Below are 22,392 nucleotides of genomic sequence, written 5' to 3'. Positions count from 1 at the left end.
TAAAAGAATATTCTAACTCTACATCTATTAGTTTACTCTTTAATCACAGTTAGGAAAAGGTATAACTGGTTTCTTCATGGATTACTACTTGGTTTTTACCGTTATTTTTCGCTATATACAGTGCTTTGTCAGTGTGTTGAAACAGCTCTTTATAAGTCGACTGTCTTTTAGACGTCCAGTTATGCATCCCTATCGATACCGTAATTGAGGGTTCAGTGGCAGCAGGAATAAGTTTAACCAGTCGTTCCGCAAATAATGCCCCTTCTTGAAATTCTGTCAACGGCAAAAAGATAGCGATTTCCTCTCCACCCCATCTTCCCGCAACCCCTCTACCGGATACCTCTGCAAGTATGATGGTAGCGATCTGCTTCAGCACATCATCACCAGTTACATGACCATATGTGTCGTTTATCTTCTTGAAGTCATCGACATCTACGAGAACAAACACACCCATTTCATCATCAACAATCGACTTTTCAATAATCTTATCTACGTAACTTCTTGTATAGAGTTTGGTTAAGTGATCTTTATCAACAAGTTCCTGTAACTGGTCGCGTAATACCGAGTTCGCAAGTGCAAGCGAAGAGTGTCCAATAAGTGATTGCATGAGTTTGAAGCTGTCGAATGAAAAGAAGTATTGATCCATATGCAGTAGTACAACGAAACCCGTAAGTACCTCTTGATTCACAATCGGAATCGCTATGATTGACTCGTAACCAATAGTTTCGTTCATGGTTCGGCTAAAATTCGCATCAAATAAAGCTTCTTTGCCACTCCTCAAGTATTTCGATGAGAATTCAATATAATTCTTGCCTGATTCCGTACGAAAAAAATCTGAACTTAATTGAGAGAGGTCATAACCATCTTGTTCATTGTTAAAAACAAATGCAATTTCTGCTGGCCGAAACGCTTTCAGCAATTGCTGTTTCAAAAATGCTGTCATTTCTCCAAAATGCATATTGCTATTCAATTTTTTCGACGTTTCATTGACAAGTTGTAAATCTTCGATAACACGGTGGGATTGATCATGTAGAATCGCTTTTTCCAGTGCACTTCCTGCTGTATTTACTACCATACTGATAAACTTTTTCTGTGTCGATGAAAAAACGAGGTCAATTGGTGCTTTAATTTGCAACACACCATAGATACCTTGTCTTCCTCTAATTGGTGCATTAATCAGCCTGCATGACAATTCAGGCATTACTTCCTTTGTCGTTTCACCCGATACAAACGCATTCATCGCAGACGGTCTTTCGTTCATGTAATCAATTAACTTATAGTTATGCGTCACCCCTTTTTGATCATGTGATAAAAGAAGTCCCACTTCAGATGACGGGAAATTTTTAGATATCGCAGAGACTACGCCATCTAAAATCACATTACTTTGCATTGTTGAATTGAATAATTCGGTGACTCCGAACAAACGCTTGGAGCTTTTTTCCTCTTTTATAAGAAAAACCATTTTCTTTACTATCTCAATGAGGTCGCTTACCGCCTTTTCAAGTTCATGTAAAAATGGCGATGTAGCAAATGCGTTCCATTCATTAGTAGATTTCAGAACCAGCAATCCGAGTGGTTCAGATTTCAAATTCCGGAACAGAAGAAAGTCATCGGCATAGCTAAAACCTGTCTCTCTAACTCGCGAGATTAAAGAATCATGGCTAAACGCTTTTCCGGTTTTAAGTGCATCAAATACCAAGGCTTGTTCTCTCTTAGAAACGGACTTATGACCTTTAAGTGCCACAAAACTATTATTCGCATATATGAAAAAATCCGCTTCTGCAATATTAAAATGGTGATTTAGTTTTGGTTTCAACGCCTTAAACCATTGTTCATACGATTGCAAAGCAGTATCTTTGGTCCATAAATCCATCAAATCGCTTTTAATTTTCAACATCGTCAATTGATGATCCGTCACATAATCACCCCAATCCTAATCTGTATATAGAATTCAAATAAGTCTTACTATCATTGTAATGCATTGGTACTATAGTTACCATTACTTTACATAGACCATTTGGCTTATTTTAGTTTACAAGTATGACGCTTGACTCTTACTTCTATAGTTGTTATGATGGAACTTGTGTAAAATAGTTGCAGCAGTTGTGTGTTTCAGATTGTCCAGTCTATTCCTTTTACAAGGTGCATCGAGTAACTTCCTGGCTGCGGAGGCGAGGGTGCAAGATGATAGAATGGCATTTGGATTGAACACATCTGGTTCTTATTTTACAACAAAATAAAACCAACAATAGAGGAGGAGTCTTTCATGGCTCGTTATACAGGTCCATCATGGAAACTTTCCCGTCGTCTTGGGATTTCACTTACAGGCACAGGAAAAGAAATCGAAAAACGCCCTTACGGTCCAGGACAACACGGTCCTAACCAACGCATAAAACTTTCTGAGTACGGAAAGCAATTACAAGAAAAACAAAAACTTCGTTTTATGTTTGGCGTAAACGAACGTCAATTCAAAACGATGTTCATCAAAGCAGGTAAAATGCCTGGTAAACACGGTGTTAACTTCATGATTCTTCTTGAGACTCGTCTTGATAACATTGTATACCGCATGGGTCTTGCACGCACACGTCGTGCATCACGCCAACTTGTAAACCACGGCCATATCATGGTTGATGGTAAACGCGTTGATATCCCTTCTTTCAGCGTTAAACCTGGTCAAGAAATTTCTTTCCGTGAGAAATCTCAAAACCTTGATACTGTAAATGAATCGCTTGAAGTGAACAGCTATGTTCCTGAATACGTAACATTCAACAAAGACACTAAAGTCGGTCAATTCGTCCGCATGCCTGAGCGCAGCGAACTTGCAGCAGAAATTAACGAATCACTTATCGTTGAATTCTACTCTCGTTAATAGCATCTTTGGAAAAGAGCCCTTCACAGGGCTCTTTTTTTTCGTGATATACTGTACATACTACGACTTATGAGGTGATTATATGAAACTTGTATCGATTTGTCCGAGTAATACGGAACTACTTGCCTACCTTGGCCTCATTGATCAACTCGTTGCAGTTGATGATTTTTCTGATTGGCCTAGCGGAATCAATTCTTTACCCAAATTAGGGCCTGACTTGTCGATTGATATGGACAAATTGGAATTGTATGAACCTGACTTAGTGCTTGCATCGCTCAGTGTTCCCGGAATGGAAAAAAACATCGCAGAACTCGAGAAGCGAATGATTCCACACGTAGTATTAGATCCACAAAGCCTGGATGATATCGCAGAAGATCTGTTAACTGTCGGAAAAGCATGTGGAATTGAAGAACACGCACTTCAAATTAAAGAAGAGTATTTATTATTTATTCAAGACATGAAAAAACGTGCCGAAACTGTCGAAGTTACCCCTTCTTTATACTGGGAGTGGTGGCCAAAGCCTGTATTTACACCTGGAAAAATTAATTGGCTGACTGAAATAAGCACTATTTCCGGAGCTTTGAATGAATTTCGCGACGTCGAATTTGCCAGTGTTCAGACTGACTGGGAGGATGTACTAAATAGAGCACCTGATTACATCCTTCTAGCTTGGGTCGGAGTACGAATCAATAAAGTGAAAAAAGAAGTTGTTCTGAAACGGCCCGGTTGGAAAGAGTTGGACGCCGTGAAAAGTGACCGCCTTTCAGTAATGGAAGAAGAACTGTATTGTCGCCCTTCCCCGCGGCTCCTTGAAGGCGCTTTGAAATTAGCCAAAATGATTCACCCGGAAATTTATGCGGATTTACAACTACCGCAGTGGGTTAGAAACGCGTAAAATAAAAAGGCTGTTTTCCCCTTCCTAATAGGGAAAACAGCCTTTCGCATTATAAGCAATGTTATTTCTAGACACTTTCAGTTGTTGCCGCGACAGTTGCATGACTTGCCATGACAGTTCTCGTCGTTGTCCTCACAGTTTCACGAATTGCCATGACAGTTCCTGCCGTCGCCATCATAGTTCGAAAATTCAGCTCTAAATTCTCTTCTTCAGTCAATTTCATAAGGAATCATTTCTGATTTTTCGTGCAGACTCGGAAATAGATTTGTGAAGTCAAATGCCCTCCGCGAACTGGCAAACTCATAAAATCATTCTGCAATGAGTCGTTTTAACTTCAGTTATGGAGTTTCTAACATAGCCCTCGAACATCTCTTTTTTCCTGCCGAATGAAAAGTTTGCGGGTTTCGCTTTCATGAATCTCCACAGTTAAACGAATTTCACCATTTTGTAATTTTTCTTACCGCGACGGACAATCGTAAACGCATCATCCAAACGATCTGCTGCGCTCACTTCGTATGCGGTATCCGTCACTCGTTCGCCGTTCAATGATATCGCACCATTTGTCACATCTTCACGAGCTTGTCGTCTTGATGGCGACACGCCAGAATCGACGATAAAGTCAACGATGTTTTTATCCTCTTTCGCCATTTCAAACGAAGGGACATCTTTGAATGCGTCTTTCATTTCATTCGCGGTTAGTGTTTTCAAATCACCACTGAATAATGCTTTGGAAATACGGATTGCCTGGTCAAGTGCTTCCTGACCGTGAATCAGACGCGTCATTTCTTCTGCCAATCTAAGTTGCGCTTTCCGTAAATGTGGTTCTTCTTGAACTGTAATTTCAAACGCTTCGATTTCTTCGCGCTCAATGAATGTGAATATTTTCATATATTTAACAGCATCCGCATCAGCTGTATTTATCCAGAACTGATAGAATTCATAAGGTGATGTTTTTTCTGCATCAAGCCATACTGCGCCGCCCGCACTTTTACCAAATTTCGTACCATCCGCTTTCGTAACCAGTGGAATTGTGATACCGAATGCTTTCACTTCTTCTTCGTGCGTTTTACGAATCACTTCAAGCCCTGTCGTAATATTGCCCCACTGATCCGATCCACCGATTTGAACTCTGCAGCCATAATTATTGAATAAATGGTTGAAGTCAATTCCTTGAATAAGCATATATGAAAACTCAGTGAAAGAAATTCCACTATCAAGACGTGATGCAACATTGTCTTTCGCAAGCATATAGTTAACGCCTAACAACTTACCGAAATCGCGTAAAAATTCGATGACGCTCATCGAACCTACCCAGTCATTGTTGTTCACCATTTGAGCGCCGTTTTCAGAATTGAAATCGAAAATTTGTTCCATCTGCTTCTTAATCCCGGCAACGTTTCTATCGATCTGTTCAGTTGTTTGGAGCTGTCTTTCTTCCGAGCGGCCTGATGGATCCCCAATCATACCCGTAGCTCCTCCAACAAGTAGAATCGGACGATGTCCATGCATTTGGAAACGGCGTAGCGTAAGTAATGGCACGATATGTCCGATGTGCATGCTATCCGCAGTCGGATCGACGCCGCAATACAGTGAGATTTTCTCCTTATTCAGCAAATCTTCAAGACCTGCCTCATCCGTCTGTTGGTAGAGTAACCCTCTCCACTTTAAGTCTTCCATCAATTTCTCTTTCATCCTAACCCCTCCTGTAATTTAAGTAATAACGCATCGCGTCAAATGAGTTTCAAAGCGCTTAGCACCTGGAAGTAGACAACAAAAAAGCCCTTACACGATTTAAAAAAATCATGCAAGGACGCTAATTATTGTATTAACGCGGTACCACCCGGCTTGAGAAAAAATTCTCCACTCAAAACGCAATAACACTGCGCACGCGTCACACTCCAGAGCTGTAATTCATGATTGGTTTACCGGACAGCTTTCACCAGCCGCTGCCTCTCTAAACGGTTCCCCAACCACTACTTCGACTCATTCAACATGTGAAAGTATATGTATCAGTAATTCTAACCGATATTCAAAAGTTGTCAAATATTATCGATTGGCATTTATGGAAATGTGCTATAATAGGTAAGATTTCAGGAGGTTGATTTAAGTGAGTAAACATCAAAAGAATCGTATTGATCTAATAGAAGAGAAACTTGAAACAATGACTAAAACTAAATGGGCTAAAGGGATGCGCATCACCTCAGGCGTCACCTGGAACCTTTTTCTTCTATTCATTGTAGTAGGTTTGACACTGGTAGTGTTTGCCGGTTCAGTCGGAGCAGGCTATTTTGCTTCATTGGTAGCCAAAGAACCGCTTCGTTCAAAGCAAGAAATGCGGGATGCAATCTTCACCTACGAAGAAACGTCCGAACTTTATCTCGCCGGCAATATCTATATCGGTAAAGTTAACTCTGATATAGAACGGAAAGAGACGAAACTCGAAAGTGTATCCCCTTTCGTTATTGATGCAGTATTCGCCACAGAGGATGAGTATTTCGCACAGCATGAGGGCATTGTCCCAAAAGCGATTTTCCGCGGACTATTACAGGATGTAACGAACTCCGATAACCAAACTGGCGGTTCGACTTTGACACAACAACTTATTAAGAACCAAATTTTAACCAACGAAGTGTCATACGAACGAAAAGCGAAAGAAATGCTACTGGCAATGAGAATTGAGCATTTCATGACAAAAGATGAAATTCTCGAAGCTTACTTGAACATTATTCCATACGGCCGTAATTCAAATGGGCAAAACATTGCAGGTATTGAAACTGCAGCTGGGGGTATTTTCGCTTTAAAAGCAGCGAAATTGAATTTACCGCAAGCCGCCTTCATAGCCGGCCTTCCTCAGGCCCCCTTCGCTTATACCCCTTTTAAAAGTGGTGGCGGATTGAAAGAACAAGAATTCTTACAGCCGGGAATCAATCGGATGAAGACAGTTCTTTTCAGGATGAAGGAAACTGGTTACATAACTGAACAGCAGTACAATGAAGCAATCGTCTATGATATTACAAAGGATTTCCGTGAACCCGTCATGCGCGCGAATGAAAGATATCCTTATTTGACGCAAGAAATTCAGAATCGCACGGTCGATATCCTCGCGGAGATTATCGCAGAAAAAGACGGAGTCGATGCTGAACGTCTTGAACAAGAAGATAAATTACGAGAAAAATATTCAATACTTGCGACGCGTTCAATGAAAAATGATGGCTATAGAATTTACTCTACCGTTAATAAAGATCTATATGACAAGATGAATGAAGTCGGTAATGATTTCGAAAGTTACGGATTTACCTATACACGCGAAGTAAAAGATTCTCATTCCGGCGAGGTCGAATTCGCGGAGGATCCAGTCCAAGTCGGGGCTATTATGATCGAAAATAGCACTGGTAAAATCTTATCCTTCATCGGCGGCCGTGGACATGAACACCAAGCGCTTAATCATGCTACACAAGCATTCAGACAGAATGGATCTGCCATGAAGCCACTTCTCGTTTATGCACCTGCTATTGAATATGGCGTCATCGGGGCTGGAAGTCCCGTCGTCGATGTTAAATTCAGTGTCAAACAAGCGAATGGCTCTATGTGGACACCTAGCAACTATACAAAATCGATGGAATATGGAATCATCCCTGCAAGGGAAGCACTCTCCAAGTCATTGAACTTGGCAACAGCAAGATTATATCGCGACATCCTTGATCGACGGCCTGCCGAATTCCTCGACAAGATGGGTATTTCAAAACTTCTCCCAGGAGACTATGTCAATCCCTCTACTTCATACGGGGGCATGACGGTCGGAATGAGTGTTGAGGAAAACACGAATGCATTTGCAACATTTGCGAATGGTGGGCAGTTCATAGACGCATACATCGTCGAAAAAATCGAAGATATGGATGGCAATATCGTCTATCAACATGAAATTGAACCTGTCGATGTTTTCAGCCCTGAAACGAGTTATATTGTTACTGATATGTTACGTGATGTTGTAAAAACGGGCGGCACTGGCTCGCAAGTAACGCAAAACATGAAATTCACTACAGATCTTGCTGCCAAAACGGGAACAACACAAGGTTACGGTGACGCTTGGCTTGTTGGATACAACCCAAATGTGTCTCTTGGTGTTTGGCTCGGATACAAAGACCGAACACGAAGTCTCTATTACGGACTCGAAAAGCAAACATTGCATCCTACTACAAGGACAAGTATGCTTTTCGCCCGTATTATGAATGCTGCGAACGAAGTCACACCAGAAATAGTCGGAGCCTCTGCAAAATTCAGTCGTCCTGACGGTGTCGTTGAAAAATCGTTCTGCGGTATTTCTGGGCTTGCTCCCTCTGCTGCATGTTCGTCTGCAGGGCTCGTTAAAACGGATTTATTCAACGCAAAAGTGATGTTACCAACAAAACCGGATGATAGCATTACCTCTTCTTCTTATGTATCTGTTAAAGGGACGAGGTACCTTGCACTTCCATCAACACCAAGCGAATTCGTGTCATCAGGTGGCACAGGCGTTAACCAAGTGTTCATCGACCGAATGCTCGGACCGTGGGGAGGAGATGCTTCAAAATTGTTCCCAGCGAACTCCGCTTTCGCATCTCATGTCGTGTCGGGAGCTATATTTAATGCAGATGATGTCGCTCCTGCACCAGTAAATGTTAGTTTAAATGGAACGACAATAACATGGGGCAATTCACCTTCCAACGATGTTATTGGGTACTATGTTTATGATAATAATGTTAAAATCGGAACAATAAGAGACGGTTCTTCGAATATATTTACAGTCGGTTCTGGCTCATACTCAGTCAAGGCTGTCGACATTACCGGAAGACTTTCAAATGGCTCCAATGCAGTCACCATTGCGGCGCCTGAGCCTGAAGAGGAAGTTATCGAAACACCTCCAACGGAAAACGTACCACCTGTTACACCACCTCCTGTAACTGAGGATGGGAACGACGGTGGTACCCCGCCTCCTACAAGTGGAGACGATGAAACTGGGGAATGAAATAGGAAAAAGAGCCTGTCCGCTATCAATAGCGGACAGGCTCTTTTTTGAATGCTAAGAAAGTATAAGTTTTTTCGACTTAGAATAGTGTCTAGCTCCAGGCGCCTTGTGTCCTTGTGTTTTTATTAGTTACTCAATGTTAGTCTTCCATTGTCGACAAATCACCTGTCGGCAAATTCAGTTCCCAAGCTTTTAACACACGACGCATAATTTTTCCACTTCGTGTTTTCGGTAATTTATCTTTGAATTCAATTTCACGTGGAGCAGCATGTGCGGCCAGCCCTTTTTTAACAAATTGTCGAATTTCTTCTTTTAATTCATCTGTCGGCTCAATTCCTTCATGAAGCGATACAAATGCTTTTATAATTTCGCCACGAACTGGGTCAGGTTTACCTATAACCCCAGCTTCAACAATCGCGGGATGCTCAAGCAGTTTACTTTCCACTTCGAATGGTCCTACGCGCTCTCCACTCGTCATAATCACATCATCGACTCGGCCCTGGAAAAAGAAATATCCGTCCTCGTCGATGTATGCTGAATCACCCGAAACATACCACTCATCATTGATAAAGGTAGATGCATATTTTTCAGGATTATTCCAAACTTGCCGCATCATTGCAGGCCATCCTTTTTTAATAGCTAAGTTACCCATATGATTTGGAGGTAATACGTTTCCTTGATCATCAACGATGGCTGCTTCAATACCGGGAACCGGCTTGCCCATTGATCCAGGTTTAATTGGCAGACATCCGAAATTACAGATTGTTTGTGCACCTGTTTCTGTCATCCACCATGTGTCATGAATTCGCAATTTAAACGCTTCAGATCCCCAACGGATTACTTCGGGATTAAGTGGTTCACCCACGGAAAGAATATGGCGCAGTGAAGAAAGATCAAACTTGCTTAGTGGCCCTTCCCCAACTCCCATAAGCATCCGGAATGCGGTTGGCGCACTATACCAAACCGTGACACCATATTCCTCTATCGCTCCATACCAAGCATCTGCCGAAAATCTGCCGCCAAGAATCAAGCTAGTTGCCCCGGCAAGCATTGGTCCGAAAATACCATAAGCTGTGCCTGTCACCCAACCTGGATCCGCTGTACACCAGAAGATGTCCTCATCTTTTAGATCGAGTACCCACCGTGTTGTCTGCAGTTGCTGTACCATCGCTTCCTGTACATGTACGATGCCTTTCGGCTTTCCTGTTGAACCTGAAGTGTAATGTAGAAGTGTTGGGTCTTCTTTATCCATCCATTCAACTTGGAAGTACTGGGAAGCATCTGCCATATGCTTGTTAAAGTCGACAATAAGACCTTCTTCCACCACATTTTCTCCTACAATAAAGATTGTCTTCAGGTGTGGTAATTTGTCAACAGGCACTCGTTCAAGAAGTTCAGGTGTCGTGATGATTGCAGTTGCCTCACTATCAGACAATCTGTCATAGACAGCACCTTCCATGAATGCTTCGAAAAGCGGTCCAACAATAGCACCCAGCTTCAACGCGCCCAAAAATGAGAAATACAATTCCGGTGAGCGAGGCATAAAGATGAAAATCCGGTCCCCTTTTTCGAGCGGCGACTGATTGCGCAATACGTTTGCAGCTTTATTTGACATCTTTTTCATTTCATTATACGTATAGCTTTCTTTTCGATTAGCGTCCTTATAATAAAGTGCAACCTTGTTTTTTCGATAAGAATCCGCATGGCGATCTACCGCTTCATGAGCAATATTCATGAGTCCGCTTTCAAACCAGCTGAAGTCTTTTTCTACATCCGTCCATTTAAATTCTGCGGCTGTACGATCATAATCTGCTAACTGATAATCCCCATGAACTGCGGGCAATGTTTTCATTACCATTCATTTCACCCTTTCAAGAATACAATATAACTATCATTCTACCTCAATCCAAACCTAGTTGTCTAATTAATTATATTTTTCCAACAGTTTTAAATTTGTAGTAATCAACAGGCTTTTATTTATCCATATTGTTGTATACTAGGTAGTAGGTTTATATCAAATACGGAGGTGATCATATTGGAACATATAAAAACATATAACGCAATGGAGATAAAACATAAGAATGGAGACATCGTTATCGAGGGGCCCATTACTGCCGGTTACCTTGCTAGCCTTGATTTTCACGAGGATCTTGTTGCATTCAGACCTCCCGCACAACAACACAAGGCACTCATTGAAATTGCAGGACTCCCAGAAGGTCGTATTTTAATCGTTCGCGATTCAAATGAAATTGTGGGCTACGTAACTTATTTGTATCCCGACCCTCTGGAGCGATGGTCGCAAGGAAGTATAGAAAATTTAATCGAACTTGGAGCAATTGAAGTTATTCCAAAGTTCAGGGCCGGCGGGGTTGGCAAGTCACTTTTACGCGTTTCCATGATGGACGATGCAATGGAAGATTATATTATCCTGACGACTGAATATTACTGGCACTGGGACTTGAAGGGTACGAAACTCAACGTTTGGGAGTATAGAAAAGTAATGGAGAAGATGATGAATGCCGGAGGTCTGGAATATTACGCAACCGATGATCCTGAAATAAGTTCTCACCCAGCCAATTGCCTAATGGCACGAATCGGCAAAAGAATTAATCAAGATACCGTCCAGCAATTTGACAGTCTCCGGTTCATGAACCGGTTCATGTATTGAAGGGAGGATAAATCAGATGCTAATTGAAGAAATAATGATAAAAGATGTTCTAACCCTATCACCAGAAAATACGGTAAAAGATGCACTTGACGCCATGCGGGATAGAAAAATTCGCCACTTGCCAATCCTATCTATGGATGGCATAGTAGTCGGCATCGTGACAGACCGAGACTTGAAAGAAGTTGTTCCCTCGTCCATTTCCGAAATAAAAGACAGTAGCCCATATGATACTTTACTTTCTGAAGTGATGACGAAAAATCCGATTACCGGACATCCAATGGACTTTGTTGAAGAAGCAGCGGTACTATTTTATGATAATAAAATCGGTTCACTGCCAATAGTGTCCAATAAAAAATTAGTTGGAATCATCACTGAAACGGATTTACTTTACAAATATATTGAATTAACGGGCGCACATCAACCTGGCTCACAAATAGAAGTACGGGTTCCTAATACACCTGGAATCCTTTTCGAAGTATCCAAAGTTTTCCACGAGCAGAAATTAAACGTTTTGAGTGTGCTCGTCTATCCCGATAAAGAGAACGAAGCAAATAAAATTCTTGTCATCCGGATTAACTCAATGAATCCTCTCAAAATTATTGAGGGATTAAAGGTAAGCGGATTTGAGGTCCTTTGGCCAAATGTCCCGGGCATTGACGTATGAAAAAAGATGCCGTTTTCATCTTTTCAGAAGAACAACTTGGATACTCTTTTTCAGATTCACATCCATTTAACCAAAAAAGAATTCTCTTGACTCTCGACCTTTTAAAGAAATCTGGGGCCATTCAAGATAGCGATATCATCGCCCCTCGCATGGCAACAGACGAAGAATTACTTCTCGCTCATGATAAAAAATTTATTGAAATAGTAAAAAAGGCTGGTAAAGGTGAACTAACTGAGGATGTTGGTAGCATTTACGGTATCGGTACAGAGGATACGCCAATTTTCCCGAATATGCATGAAGCCAGTGCTATGCTGGTCGGCGGTACATTGACTGCGGTAGATGAAGTGATGCAAGGACGCTCTAAGTATGCATTGAACCTAGGCGGAGGTCTGCATCATGGATTTCATGGACGTGCTTCCGGCTTTTGTGTATATAATGACAGTTCAGTTGCCATAAAGTACTTACAAAAAAAGTACGGGGCACGCGTTCTTTATATCGATACAGACGCTCATCATGGAGATGGCGTTCAATGGAGCTTCTACGATGACCCTACAGTCTGTACACTGTCCATCCATGAAACTGGGCGTTATCTGTTCCCTGGAACCGGAAGTATAACCGAACGCGGCAATGGTTCTGGCTATGGGACTTCCTTTAATTTCCCGATTGACGCTTTTACAGAGGATGAGTCATTCCTTTCTGTTTATAAAACAGCCATAAAAGAAGTGACTGAATTTTTCAAACCCGATGTCATCTTGACACAAAATGGTGCAGATGCGCATTATTTCGATCCCTTAACCCACCTTTATGGAACAATGGATATTTATAAAGAAATCCCTCGAGTTGCACGCGAAATTGCAGAGCAATATTGCGAAGGCCGCTGGATAGCCGTCGGTGGTGGCGGATATGATATCTGGCGCGTTGTCCCAAGGGCTTGGGCTCATATTTGGCTGGCGATGAAAAATATCCCTACACCTACTGGTCCACTGCCAGAGGACTGGTTATCAACGTGGCAGGAGCAGTCTCCCGTTACACTTATTCCGACTTGGGAGGATCCTGTACCACTATACGAACCTATTCCACGAAAAGATGAAATCAACGAGAAAAATGCACAGATGCTTAGCCGAGCCTTACATATGATCCGCAACGAAAAAATTGACAAATAACCACGTCTGGTGAGACTGGCTTGATATCCCCCATTTTCACTGGACCATTTCCGGCTCGCTTTCGGCGAAATATTCGTGACATTTTTACCGAGAGGCATGTATGGCTAGAAGTGACACTTCTTTAATAAAAAAGAGAAAACCCTATAGAAAGTTTCGGCCACCAAAATTGCATCTTTGGCGGCTTTTCTCTAGTTAAGAAGCCAGCTATTCTTTCGTCCTAAAAAGCTCTAAATGCACTTCGTGTACTTATGTAGTTGAAGAACGACGGATGAAGGACTACCCTACGCATCCAGACATCCGGTAATCGTAATAGAAGTCAATTCCAATCCAAAGCAATCCAAATGCAACTATACACGTCGCAGCCAGTGTGTGATCAAGTTACTTGCTGGTTACTTTGGTTATTCAACAGACGTGACAAATAGCAGTATTATTCCTCAAAAAGAGCAATCCCCTTCAGCCGGATATATCCGATTGATAAGATTGCTCTTTTTTCATTTCATAGATTTACGTTCTTCAAGCCGGAAAGGTAAAATGACCTGTTGCTCTTCAACCTCTTCCCCATTCATCAATTTCGTCAACAGACGCATTGACACTGCACCCAAATCATAGAGCGGAACGACAATAGAAGTGAGTTGCGGTCTTACTACCCTTGCCAAAATTGAATGTTCAAAACAGATGAGTTCGTAATCTTCAGGTACAGATAGTCCTCCATCCCTAATTCCATTCAACAAACCGACAGCAATCGCATCACTTCCTGCAATGATGGCAGTTGGTTGACCCTGCAATTCACGGATTTGTTTCCAGCCCTCATATGCACCATCGTACGTATCTTCCATTTCAATGACAAACTGCTCATCGACTGGAATATCCGCATCTTGGAGGGCTCTCATGTATCCCACTTTTTTACTGATACGGTTGATATCTCTTGTAAATGGCCCCGAAACAAACACGATTTTCGTATGACCATTTCGAATTAATTTATTGACCGCCACATAAGCAGCTTCTTCATAATCAATATTCACCGTTGCTAATTGTTTTTCCACGTCCAACGTTCCAGCCAAAACGATCGGAACATTCGCTGTGGACATTCCGGCACGAACTTCATCAGAAATCGAATCACTCATAAAGATGAGCCCGTCCACCTGTTTACCGAGATGGTCTTCTATTAATTCTACTTCTCGGTCTGTGCTCTCATCGGAGTTCGACAGGATCATATTATATTCGTACATCGTCGCAACGTCCGCTATTCCACGGGAAAGCTCCGAGTAGAAACTTTTCGAGATATCAGGAACGATGACTCCGATTGTTGTCGTCTTCTTACTAGCCAGACCTCTCGCAACTGCGTTCGGTCGATAGCCAAGCCGTTCAATGCAGTCGAGAACTTTCTTTCTCGTTGCAGGTTTTACATTTTGATTGCCGTTAACGACACGGGAGACCGTTGCCATTGAAACATTAGCCTCCCTGGCTACGTCGTAAATCGTTATAGCCATTAAAATTCCTCCTTCTATATACATTCATTATACCTTATGTCACATGTGTTGATTAACCAAATTTAACGAGTAAATAACTCAATCAAATACTAGGCGCTCGTGTACAGTTACGTTTGGATTTCTTTGGTTTAATGACTCTTATATGATTACCGGGATATCTTGATGTATATGGAAGCCATAAAGTCGCATTCATATACATTTTTCCGGTAATCGTATGGTTATCGTTCACCCGTCGCTCCCCAAAGGCATATGTACACAAAGCGCTAAAGCTTTTCGGGACGAAAGAATAACGGGGCTTCTTATCTAGATAAAAGCCGCCAAAGATACAATTTTGGCGGCTGAAGCCTTCCCCATTGTTTTGTCTTTTTTCAGCAAAGGAAATATTCGTGACAAGATGACCATGGAGGAATGAATTGCAATTCCTTCCCAAAGGGAGTGGCTAAGAATGACGAAGTCATTTCTAGCCACTCCTGTCCTCGGTAAAGGTATCATGATTATTTCGCCGCAAGCGAGCCGGAAATGGTCCAGTGAAAATGATGATTTTCAAGCCTTTCTTACCAGTGTATTATGCAAGTAGATGTTTAATCAACAGATGTGACCTATGTAATCAAAACGCCGGAACCATTATAGGCCCGGCGTCTACTCATGAGATTGTTGTGTGCGTGTTCATGAATTGGTTAATTGCGTCATAAAATTCATCAAATTGTTGCAGATCCATCTGTTGTGCAGAATCGGATAATGCAACAGCTGGATCTGGGTGCACTTCAGCCATTACGCCATCCGCCCCAACTGCTATCGCAGCTTTCGCTGTAGGTAGTAACAAATCTTTTCTACCTGTTGAGTGTGTTACGTCAACGAAGACCGGAAGATGCGTCTCCTGCTTCAAGATTGGAACGGCAGAGATATCTAATGTGTTGCGAGTCGCCCGTTCATATGTACGGATACCACGTTCACAAAGGATGATCTGGCTATTACCTTTAGAGAGTATATATTCAGCTGCATGAATGAATTCATCGATTGTCGCTGCAAGTCCACGTTTTAGAAGAACTGGTTTATTAATCATTCCAGCTTCTTTCAACAATTCGAAGTTTTGCATGTTACGTGCGCCAATCTGAACTACATCGATATATTCAAGTGCTTCTTCGAGATGTGACGGCGTAATAATTTCCGTAACAACTGAAAGACCTGTTTCATCAGCAACTCGTTTAAGTATTTTCAAACCTTCAAGGCCGAGACCTTGGAAATCATATGGCGATGTACGAGGTTTGTAAGCTCCTCCTCTTATCATCGTTAACCCTTTTGCTTTGATGGACAATGCAACAGCTAAAACCTGCTCATATGATTCGACTGCACATGGACCGTAAATGAATGACGGTGTTCCGTCCCCAATTTTATGGCCATTAATGTCGACAATCGTATCTTCGGCTTTTCTCTTACGGGAAACAAGCAAAGCATTGCGTTGGTCGTCTTCTTGTATCTCAAGTGCAGACATGAATATTCCTTTAAAAATCTGTTCAAGTACTCCATTAGGTAACGGACCGTTGTTAGATTCTTTTAAGAAGTTAAGCATTTCACGTTCGCGAATCGGATCATACCGATTAACACCCTGCTTTTCTTTTACTTTACCAATTTCTTGGACCACAGTTGTTCTTTCGTTAATAAGATCCAAAACTTTACCATTCAGCTCGTTTACACGGCCGCGCAATTCATCTAAATCATTTTGTCTCATCTGTCCGTCTCCTCCCCGTATATATAATTCTCTTTCAGTAGAGAAGAATATATGTTACATTTTTGATAATAGACCTAAGTATAAAGAAGACTATTTGAAAAGTCACGTTATTTCTACTTATTCTTTTAAATACGGGACATTTATCGACAGAAAGGATGAATAATTCTGGCTACTACACTATTTGCACTCGACATCGGGACGCGTTCTGTCGTTGGAATCATCCTGATTGAAGACAATGGTATTTTTCATGTTGCTGATCTTGTTTCGATTGAACATAAGGAACGTTCAATGATTGACGGACAAATACATAACATTTTAAGTGTTGCAAACGTCATTTTAGAAATCAAAGGAATTCTTGAGGAAAAGCACGGTCCTTTGAAACGGGTCAGTGTTGCTGCCGCAGGTCGTGCATTGAAAACATCGGAAGGGTCAATGGCTATCGATATTTCAGAAAGGTCCCTCATTGCTGACGAAGACGTCAATCGTTTAGAACTTGCAGCAGTCCAACAAGCCCAGCAAAAACTGCTGTCCTCCGATACAGTGACAAAAGACGACTATTATTATTGTGTCGGTTATTCCGTTCTTTACTATAAACTTGAAGGTGATGAAATAGGTAGCCTGATTGATCAGGCTGGACGGTCTGCTTCTGTTGACGTCATCGCGACATTCCTTCCTCGAGTCGTCGTCGAATCACTTCTTTCTGCGCTCAAACGTGCAGGACTCGAAATGGAAGCCCTGACACTGGAACCGATTGCAGCTATCAACGTCCTAATCCCACCATCCATGAGACGCCTAAACGTCGCGCTTGTCGATATAGGTGCAGGGACATCAGATATAGCTATTACCGATAACAACACCGTTGTGGCTTACGGGATGGTGCCACTTGCAGGTGATGAAATTACAGAAGCACTCAGCAACCATTATCTCCTTGACTTCCAACTTGCTGAGACTGCAAAAAGAAGTATTACAACAGAAGATACAATTGTCATGACAGACATTCTCGGCTTTGAAGATAATGTTGCTTCAAGTGATGTAACCGCTATTATTAAACCTGCTGTAGATCGGCTTGCCAAATCCATTTCGGATGAAATCAAGCGCCTGAACAATGGAGTTTCCCCTAAAGCAGTCATGGTTGTTGGCGGCGGTAGTTTAACGCCGGGGCTGACAAAAGAAATTAGTATATGCCTAGGACTACCCGAAAACAGGGTAGGTATTCGTGGGTTGGATGCTCTCTCGGGAATTACATTGGAACCCGGTATAGCTTCATCGCCAGAACTCGTCACACCAATCGGTATCGCTATCGCAGCAAGAAGAGCGCCGATTCATTATATGTCCGTGTCCGTAAATGACAAGGTGCTACGACTCTTCGAATTAAAAGAGATGACCGTCAGTGATGCACTCCTTGCAGCAAACATTAAAGCCCGTCAACTATACGGTATGCCCGGACTTGGAATGACGATAACAGTAAATGACAATGATATAATAATACCTGGAGAACATGGTACACCCTCAACAATCCTATTAAATGGGGTAAAAGCAAGTACAAAAGACTGCATTAAAAATGGAGATACAATCGACTTACTTCCCGGCAGTGATGGTACTAACGCAATAGCGACTGTGCGTGACCTTGTTGAGGATATGAGAGCCATCAGTGCAATGTTGGACGGAGTTGCCGTGCAATTGGAGCCCCTTATTCATATTAATGGAATTCTAAAAAGCATCGATACATCGATACAAGACCGTGATAAAATCACAGTTTCACACACCAAGACAGTCGCGGCAGTATTTGAAAAAGCACATCGAAATGACCTTTTAAAGGACAATCTTTTCACAGTATCCGTCAATAAAAGAACGGTCACCTTGAAAAAAAAGAACAACGAGTTCTTCATCATGGGGACTTCGGTGCAGCCATCGCACGTACTGAAAGATGGAGACCGAATTACAACCCAAAAACCGCCATTCCCTACCATAGATGAAGTTGTAGCTGAGATAGGTAAAAAGGCGTTCGATAAACTAACAGTACTATTCAACAATGAACCCGTCACAATTCAAAAACCACGTCTTACCTTTACTTTAAACGGGCATAGTGCTGAAGTATCTGCCATTGTAAAACCTGGGGATCATCTTGATTTTGTATCACTAAGTGAAAGTCCTATTACTTTTGGCGACATCTTTGCGTTTACAGATTATAGTTTACCCGAAAACCCATCAAGTAATTATAAACTGCTTCGAAACGACACACCAATCGGATTCAACGATGCTATTTTCGGCGGCGACAGACTTGAAATTAGTTTTACTTAAGAAAAGCGGAAGACGCCGGTTAGCCCCGACAAGCGCTGGAGGTCTTGAAGATAAAGGCGCTCTTTGCCTTTTCTGCAAGACTGAAGCGACTCGAGGGGCTGGCGTCTGAAGTCTAGACAATAAGAAAAGCGGAAGCGCCTTGGGAGACCCGACAAGCGCTGAAGGACCTTAAGATAAAGGCGCTCTTTGCCCTTTAACTTGAGGTCCTAAGCGACTCGAGGGGCTAGGCGCTGAAGTCTAGACACTAAGAAAAGCGGAAGATGCCGGTTAGCCCCGACAAGCGCTAGAGGTCTTGTAGATAAAGGCGTACTTTGCCTTTTTTGCAAGACCGAAGCGACTCGAGGGGCTGGCGTCTGAAGTCTAGACAACAAGAAAAGCGGAAGACGCCGGTTAGCCCCGACAAGCGCTGGAGGTCTTGAAGATAAAGGCGCTCTTTGCCTTTTCTGCAAGACTGAAGCGACTCGAGGGGCTGGCGCCTGGAGCTAGACAACAAGAAAAGCGGAAACGCCTTGGTAGGAACATTTATACTTGCTTACCTTTAAAAAAAGTCCATCTACTCATATTTGAGTAGACGGACTTTTTTCTATTACTTTTTATTTTTCAAGAATGTCTGACACATAGTTCTGGTTAGTTATTTTATCTTTACCAAGGTTCTCGCTATTACCATAAGAGACATCACTATTTCCAGTTGTAGCTTTCTCAGCATTATTAGCTTTTCCCACGACTGCTTTTTTTACAGCTTCTGCAGTAGCTGTAATACTTTCTTCTCCAGCCTCAATAGTATTTTCAACTTTGGATTTAGCTGTATCAACAAAATCAATAGACTCTTCGCCTTCAGAAGATGCTGTTCCATCATCCATCGGCATAGATGTTTTCGATTTCATCGATTTCACTTTATCGACAAGTTGTCCAGACTGTTCTTGGATTGTTTTCGATAATTCACCAGTCTTCTCTTTTGCGACCGAAGTTAGCTCTGTAGCTTTTTCCTTCGCAACAGAACTGATTTCAATACTCTTATCTTTCAGTTGAGTTGCTTGAGTTGTAAGGTTTCCTCGCATTTCACTACCCGTTTTTGGTGCCAAGAATAGTGCCGCAGCTGCTCCGATAACTCCTCCCACAAGTGCACCCATTAAGAAGCTTCCCGCTCCTGAACTTTCATTTTCATCATAGAAAGAATCTGTATAGTCCTTGTTATAATCATAATTTGCCGGTAGGTATGATGGTTGGCCATACGCATTTTCATAACCTTGACCACCCTGGTTGTATTGTGGGTCATTATTATTTGATTTCACTTTGTTTTCTTCACTCATATCCAATTCCTCCTGTTTTTTAAGTCTATATATATATGTTGAAATAATGAATCCTATTGTATCCGCTACGACGCTAGAAGATGCCTCTCGCCCTAAGCCAGGCAGCTTTCACCACAGTCTTAGGGCTTTCGGTTACCCCAATTATGGCGCCTTCACGTAATTTAAACACGCATTTATATATTCAACTTAAATACTTCATATTTAAGTTCTATTTATCTGCCTTTATTCGGGCTAGGCAATCTCTTTTGGCCTGGTACTGGCTTGTAAACAGTCCACCCTTTCGCGCTTGCCTTACCTGTCTTCCGTTCCTTTACTTTACCCATTATATCGATAACCACATTGCTCCATTGAACGATTTGTGCAATCTTGTCACTGTTCCGTTCTGCCTCTGTAGCGATATTGCTGGAAACCCTTCTAACGGAGGAATTAAGTACTGTGACAGACTCGCCTACGCCTTTCACAGCTTCGACAACAGTGTTCAGTTTTTCGGCTTTCTGCTGAATGTCTTCTGCAAGTTGATTTGTTTTATGAAGAAGTTCTGTTGTTTCCGTTGTTACCCCTTCAAGTTGAGTTGTCAACCCTTCCATTGTTCCAGAAACACTGTGTAATGTGTTCTTCAATGAGGATAGGGTCCTCGCTAAACTAATGCATAAAATCAAAAATGCGATTGCAGCGACAATTGCCGCTATGTACAGTAAATTCTCCACGGTACTGCCTCCTTCAAATACTCATATAACATTGTCTACCCTTGTCGAAGGTAAAATAAACGTTATACACATTATTACTTCTTCGACATTAGTCTTCATTTTCCTTCATCAAACTAGAATTCATTTTATTTTTTGTGACAACTTATTCATTCCCAAAACGAAAAAACAGCTAGCCCTGGATCAAGTTAAATCTTTCCCGTCCAGGGTCAAGCTGTTTATATAACTATGCTATACATTCAACTTATATAGTGTCCTGTTAAACCGTTTCTTCTTTATCAAGGTAAGACTTGAATGCGCTCATGTATTTCTGAACATCGCCTGCCCCCATAAAGAGGTATACTGCGTTTCCATGAGATTCAAGTGATTTATTATCATCAAGATCAAGATGCTTTGCACCCGGAATTATATTAATCAAGTCATTAATGGTTAAAATACCTGCCTTTTCACGTGCGGACCCGAATATATCGCATAAATAGACGTGGTCAGCAGTTGAAAGACTTTCCGCAAATTCATTCAAAAGGGCAGCGGTCCGCGTAAATGTATGCGGTTGGAATATCGCAACAATTTCACGGTCAGGATATTTCTGTTGCGCAGTTTGCAATGTCGCCTGGATTTCAGTAGGGTGATGAGCGTAGTCATCCACAATAATTCGATCTGCTATTTCCATTACCGTAAAGCGCCTTTTAACACCATGAAAAGTAGACAGTTTTTCTTGAATAGTGGACGCTTTTACTCCTTCATAATGACAGAGCGCAATTACGCCTAGCGAATTCAAGATTGCATGATCCCCAGCCAGCGGTATTGTAAACGTATGATAAAACTCATTCCTTACAAAAACATCAAAGGATGAACCTTCCACAGTTTTGATGATATTTTTCGCAGCAAAATCATTCGACTCTTCAAATCCGTAATAGAGCACTGGAACATTGGCCTGAATTTTTTGCAAGTGTCTATCATCACCGCAGGCAATTAGGGCTTTCTTCACCCGGAGTGCCATTTCACCAAATGCGTCCATCACATCCGCTAGATCCTTAAAATAATCTGGATGATCAAAATCGATATTTGTCATAATCGCATAGTCAGGTTCGTATGCCAGGAAATGTCTTTTATATTCGCAAGCTTCGAATACAAAGTACTCGCTGTCTGCTGGGCCACTTCCCGTACCATCTCCAATTAAATAGGAAGTAGGTGAATGTCCAGATAACACATGAGCAAGCAAACCGGTAGTCGATGTTTTACCATGTGAGCCTGTAACTCCGATCGATATGAATTTCTCCATATACTTTCCTAAAAAGTCATGGTATCGAATAATTTCGAGGCCAAGTTCCTTAGCCCTTATAAGTTCTGGATGGCTATCAGGAAATGCATTTCCTGCGATAACTGTCATTCCTGATTTAATATTGTTTTCATCAAATTTCAACACAGTTATTTTTCTTTCATGGAGCGGATCTTCTGTGAAGAACCATTTCTCCACGTCTGAACCTTGTACTTCATTCTCAGAATCGTGAAGTATTTGGGCGAGCGAACTCATTCCAGCGCCCTTAATGCCAGTAAAATGGAACAACGTCATAATGCAACCTCCCGGGATCAT

General features: G+C 41.9%; 17 protein-coding genes. 8 read left to right on the top strand and 9 right to left on the bottom strand.

What is annotated here, in order from left to right; all coding sequences use genetic code 11:
- Positions 1-49 precede the first annotated feature (49 nt).
- Complete coding sequence (locus MKY15_RS15000; protein ID WP_338652935.1) at positions 50-1,918, bottom strand: GGDEF domain-containing protein; 1,869 nt, start codon at positions 1,916-1,918, stop codon at positions 50-52.
- A 348-nt stretch (positions 1,919-2,266) separates the two neighbouring features.
- Here MKY15_RS15000 and rpsD point away from each other — a divergent pair, with 348 nt between their 5' ends.
- Positions 2,267-2,869: a 30S ribosomal protein S4 gene (gene rpsD / locus MKY15_RS14995; RefSeq protein WP_067207545.1), complete on the top strand. Its 603-nt coding sequence runs from the start codon at positions 2,267-2,269 to the stop codon at positions 2,867-2,869.
- An 82-nt stretch (positions 2,870-2,951) separates the two neighbouring features.
- Positions 2,952-3,764, top strand: coding sequence for a cobalamin-binding protein (locus MKY15_RS14990; RefSeq protein WP_340741802.1), 813 nt, complete (start codon positions 2,952-2,954; stop codon positions 3,762-3,764).
- A gap of 67 nt (positions 3,765-3,831) precedes the next feature.
- Here the strand turns inward: MKY15_RS14990 and MKY15_RS14985 are convergent, their stop codons facing one another.
- Positions 3,832-3,987, bottom strand: coding sequence for a hypothetical protein (locus MKY15_RS14985; protein ID WP_156475989.1), 156 nt, complete (start codon positions 3,985-3,987; stop codon positions 3,832-3,834).
- A 203-nt stretch (positions 3,988-4,190) separates the two neighbouring features.
- Positions 4,191-5,456 carry a tyrosine--tRNA ligase gene (gene tyrS / locus MKY15_RS14980; RefSeq protein WP_067207540.1) on the bottom strand — a complete coding sequence of 422 codons (1,266 nt, stop codon included), beginning with the start codon at positions 5,454-5,456 and terminating at the stop codon, positions 4,191-4,193.
- Between the two features lie 469 nt (positions 5,457-5,925).
- On the opposite strand from tyrS, the gene MKY15_RS14975 reads away from it, so the two are divergent.
- Positions 5,926-8,769, top strand: a complete 2,844-nt coding sequence (locus MKY15_RS14975; protein ID WP_338656887.1) for a transglycosylase domain-containing protein — start codon at positions 5,926-5,928, stop codon at positions 8,767-8,769.
- Between the two features lie 139 nt (positions 8,770-8,908).
- Here MKY15_RS14975 and acsA read toward each other — a convergent pair whose 3' ends face one another.
- Positions 8,909-10,627 (bottom strand): acetate--CoA ligase, encoded by a 1,719-nt coding sequence (acsA, locus tag MKY15_RS14970; RefSeq protein WP_067207535.1) that lies wholly within the window; start codon positions 10,625-10,627, stop codon positions 8,909-8,911.
- 177 nt (positions 10,628-10,804) lie between these two features.
- On the opposite strand from acsA, the gene MKY15_RS14965 reads away from it, so the two are divergent.
- Genes MKY15_RS14965 through MKY15_RS14955 form a run of 3 tightly spaced genes read left to right on the top strand, consistent with a single transcriptional unit; the run spans position 10,805 to position 13,264 of the window.
- Entirely contained in the window at positions 10,805-11,437 is a 633-nt protein-coding gene (locus MKY15_RS14965; RefSeq protein WP_342537887.1) for a GNAT family N-acetyltransferase, read from the top strand.
- Between the two features lie 16 nt (positions 11,438-11,453).
- Positions 11,454-12,101, top strand: coding sequence for an acetoin utilization AcuB family protein (locus MKY15_RS14960; RefSeq protein ID WP_067207531.1), 648 nt, complete (start codon positions 11,454-11,456; stop codon positions 12,099-12,101).
- On the top strand, positions 12,098-13,264 hold the full coding sequence (locus MKY15_RS14955; RefSeq protein WP_067207529.1) for an acetoin utilization protein AcuC: 1,167 nt from the start codon (positions 12,098-12,100) through the stop codon (positions 13,262-13,264). The genes MKY15_RS14960 and MKY15_RS14955 overlap by 4 nt, the downstream gene beginning before the upstream one ends.
- A gap of 491 nt (positions 13,265-13,755) precedes the next feature.
- Here the strand turns inward: MKY15_RS14955 and ccpA are convergent, their stop codons facing one another.
- Entirely contained in the window at positions 13,756-14,754 is a 999-nt protein-coding gene (ccpA, locus tag MKY15_RS14950) for a catabolite control protein A (protein WP_067207526.1), read from the bottom strand.
- A gap of 445 nt (positions 14,755-15,199) precedes the next feature.
- Here ccpA and MKY15_RS14945 point away from each other — a divergent pair, with 445 nt between their 5' ends.
- On the top strand, positions 15,200-15,331 hold the full coding sequence (locus tag MKY15_RS14945; protein ID WP_255428627.1) for a hypothetical protein: 132 nt from the start codon (positions 15,200-15,202) through the stop codon (positions 15,329-15,331).
- 66 nt (positions 15,332-15,397) lie between these two features.
- On the opposite strand, the gene MKY15_RS14940 is transcribed toward MKY15_RS14945, so the two are convergent.
- Entirely contained in the window at positions 15,398-16,483 is a 1,086-nt protein-coding gene (locus MKY15_RS14940; protein ID WP_067207524.1) for a bifunctional 3-deoxy-7-phosphoheptulonate synthase/chorismate mutase, read from the bottom strand.
- 288 nt (positions 16,484-16,771) lie between these two features.
- Between MKY15_RS14940 and MKY15_RS14935 the strand changes: the two genes are divergently transcribed.
- Positions 16,772-18,784, top strand: coding sequence for a cell division FtsA domain-containing protein (locus MKY15_RS14935; protein WP_340741799.1), 2,013 nt, complete (start codon positions 16,772-16,774; stop codon positions 18,782-18,784).
- Between the two features lie 593 nt (positions 18,785-19,377).
- Here MKY15_RS14935 and MKY15_RS14930 read toward each other — a convergent pair.
- From MKY15_RS14930 to murC, 3 genes are all read right to left on the bottom strand, one after another.
- A complete protein-coding gene (locus tag MKY15_RS14930; protein ID WP_338652941.1) occupies positions 19,378-20,094 on the bottom strand; it encodes a YtxH domain-containing protein in 717 nt (238 codons plus the stop codon).
- 212 nt (positions 20,095-20,306) lie between these two features.
- Entirely contained in the window at positions 20,307-20,801 is a 495-nt protein-coding gene (locus tag MKY15_RS14925) for a DUF948 domain-containing protein (protein WP_067207516.1), read from the bottom strand.
- A 256-nt stretch (positions 20,802-21,057) separates the two neighbouring features.
- Positions 21,058-22,371: a UDP-N-acetylmuramate--L-alanine ligase gene (gene murC, locus MKY15_RS14920; protein WP_067207514.1), complete on the bottom strand. Its 1,314-nt coding sequence runs from the start codon at positions 22,369-22,371 to the stop codon at positions 21,058-21,060.
- Positions 22,372-22,392 lie beyond the last annotated feature (21 nt).

The organism is Sporosarcina sp. FSL K6-1540 (genome assembly GCF_038620285.1).
GTDB lineage: Bacteria > Bacillota > Bacilli > Bacillales_A > Planococcaceae > Sporosarcina > Sporosarcina psychrophila.
This window is presented reverse-complemented; position numbering and strand designations above follow the sequence as displayed.

Bases quoted from the DNA above. Each gene is read 5' to 3' on its own strand.
- MKY15_RS14940 (WP_067207524.1), bottom strand. From the start codon at position 16,483: ATGAGACAAAATGATTTAGATGAATTGCGCGGCCGTGTAAACGAGCTG.
- MKY15_RS14985 (WP_156475989.1), bottom strand. From the start codon at position 3,987: ATGAAATTGACTGAAGAAGAGAATTTAGAGCTGAATTTTCGAACTATG.
- tyrS (WP_067207540.1), bottom strand. From the start codon at position 5,456: ATGAAAGAGAAATTGATGGAAGACTTAAAGTGGAGAGGGTTACTCTAC.
- acsA (WP_067207535.1), bottom strand. From the start codon at position 10,627: ATGGTAATGAAAACATTGCCCGCAGTTCATGGGGATTATCAGTTAGCA.
- MKY15_RS14930 (WP_338652941.1), bottom strand. From the start codon at position 20,094: ATGAGTGAAGAAAACAAAGTGAAATCAAATAATAATGACCCACAATAC.
- MKY15_RS14975 (WP_338656887.1), top strand. From the start codon at position 5,926: ATGACTAAAACTAAATGGGCTAAAGGGATGCGCATCACCTCAGGCGTC.
- ccpA (WP_067207526.1), bottom strand. From the start codon at position 14,754: ATGGCTATAACGATTTACGACGTAGCCAGGGAGGCTAATGTTTCAATG.
- murC (WP_067207514.1), bottom strand. From the start codon at position 22,371: ATGACGTTGTTCCATTTTACTGGCATTAAGGGCGCTGGAATGAGTTCG.
- rpsD (WP_067207545.1), top strand. From the start codon at position 2,267: ATGGCTCGTTATACAGGTCCATCATGGAAACTTTCCCGTCGTCTTGGG.
- MKY15_RS14945 (WP_255428627.1), top strand. From the start codon at position 15,200: ATGACGAAGTCATTTCTAGCCACTCCTGTCCTCGGTAAAGGTATCATG.
- MKY15_RS14935 (WP_340741799.1), top strand. From the start codon at position 16,772: ATGATTGACGGACAAATACATAACATTTTAAGTGTTGCAAACGTCATT.
- MKY15_RS14960 (WP_067207531.1), top strand. From the start codon at position 11,454: ATGCTAATTGAAGAAATAATGATAAAAGATGTTCTAACCCTATCACCA.
- MKY15_RS14990 (WP_340741802.1), top strand. From the start codon at position 2,952: ATGAAACTTGTATCGATTTGTCCGAGTAATACGGAACTACTTGCCTAC.
- MKY15_RS14955 (WP_067207529.1), top strand. From the start codon at position 12,098: ATGAAAAAAGATGCCGTTTTCATCTTTTCAGAAGAACAACTTGGATAC.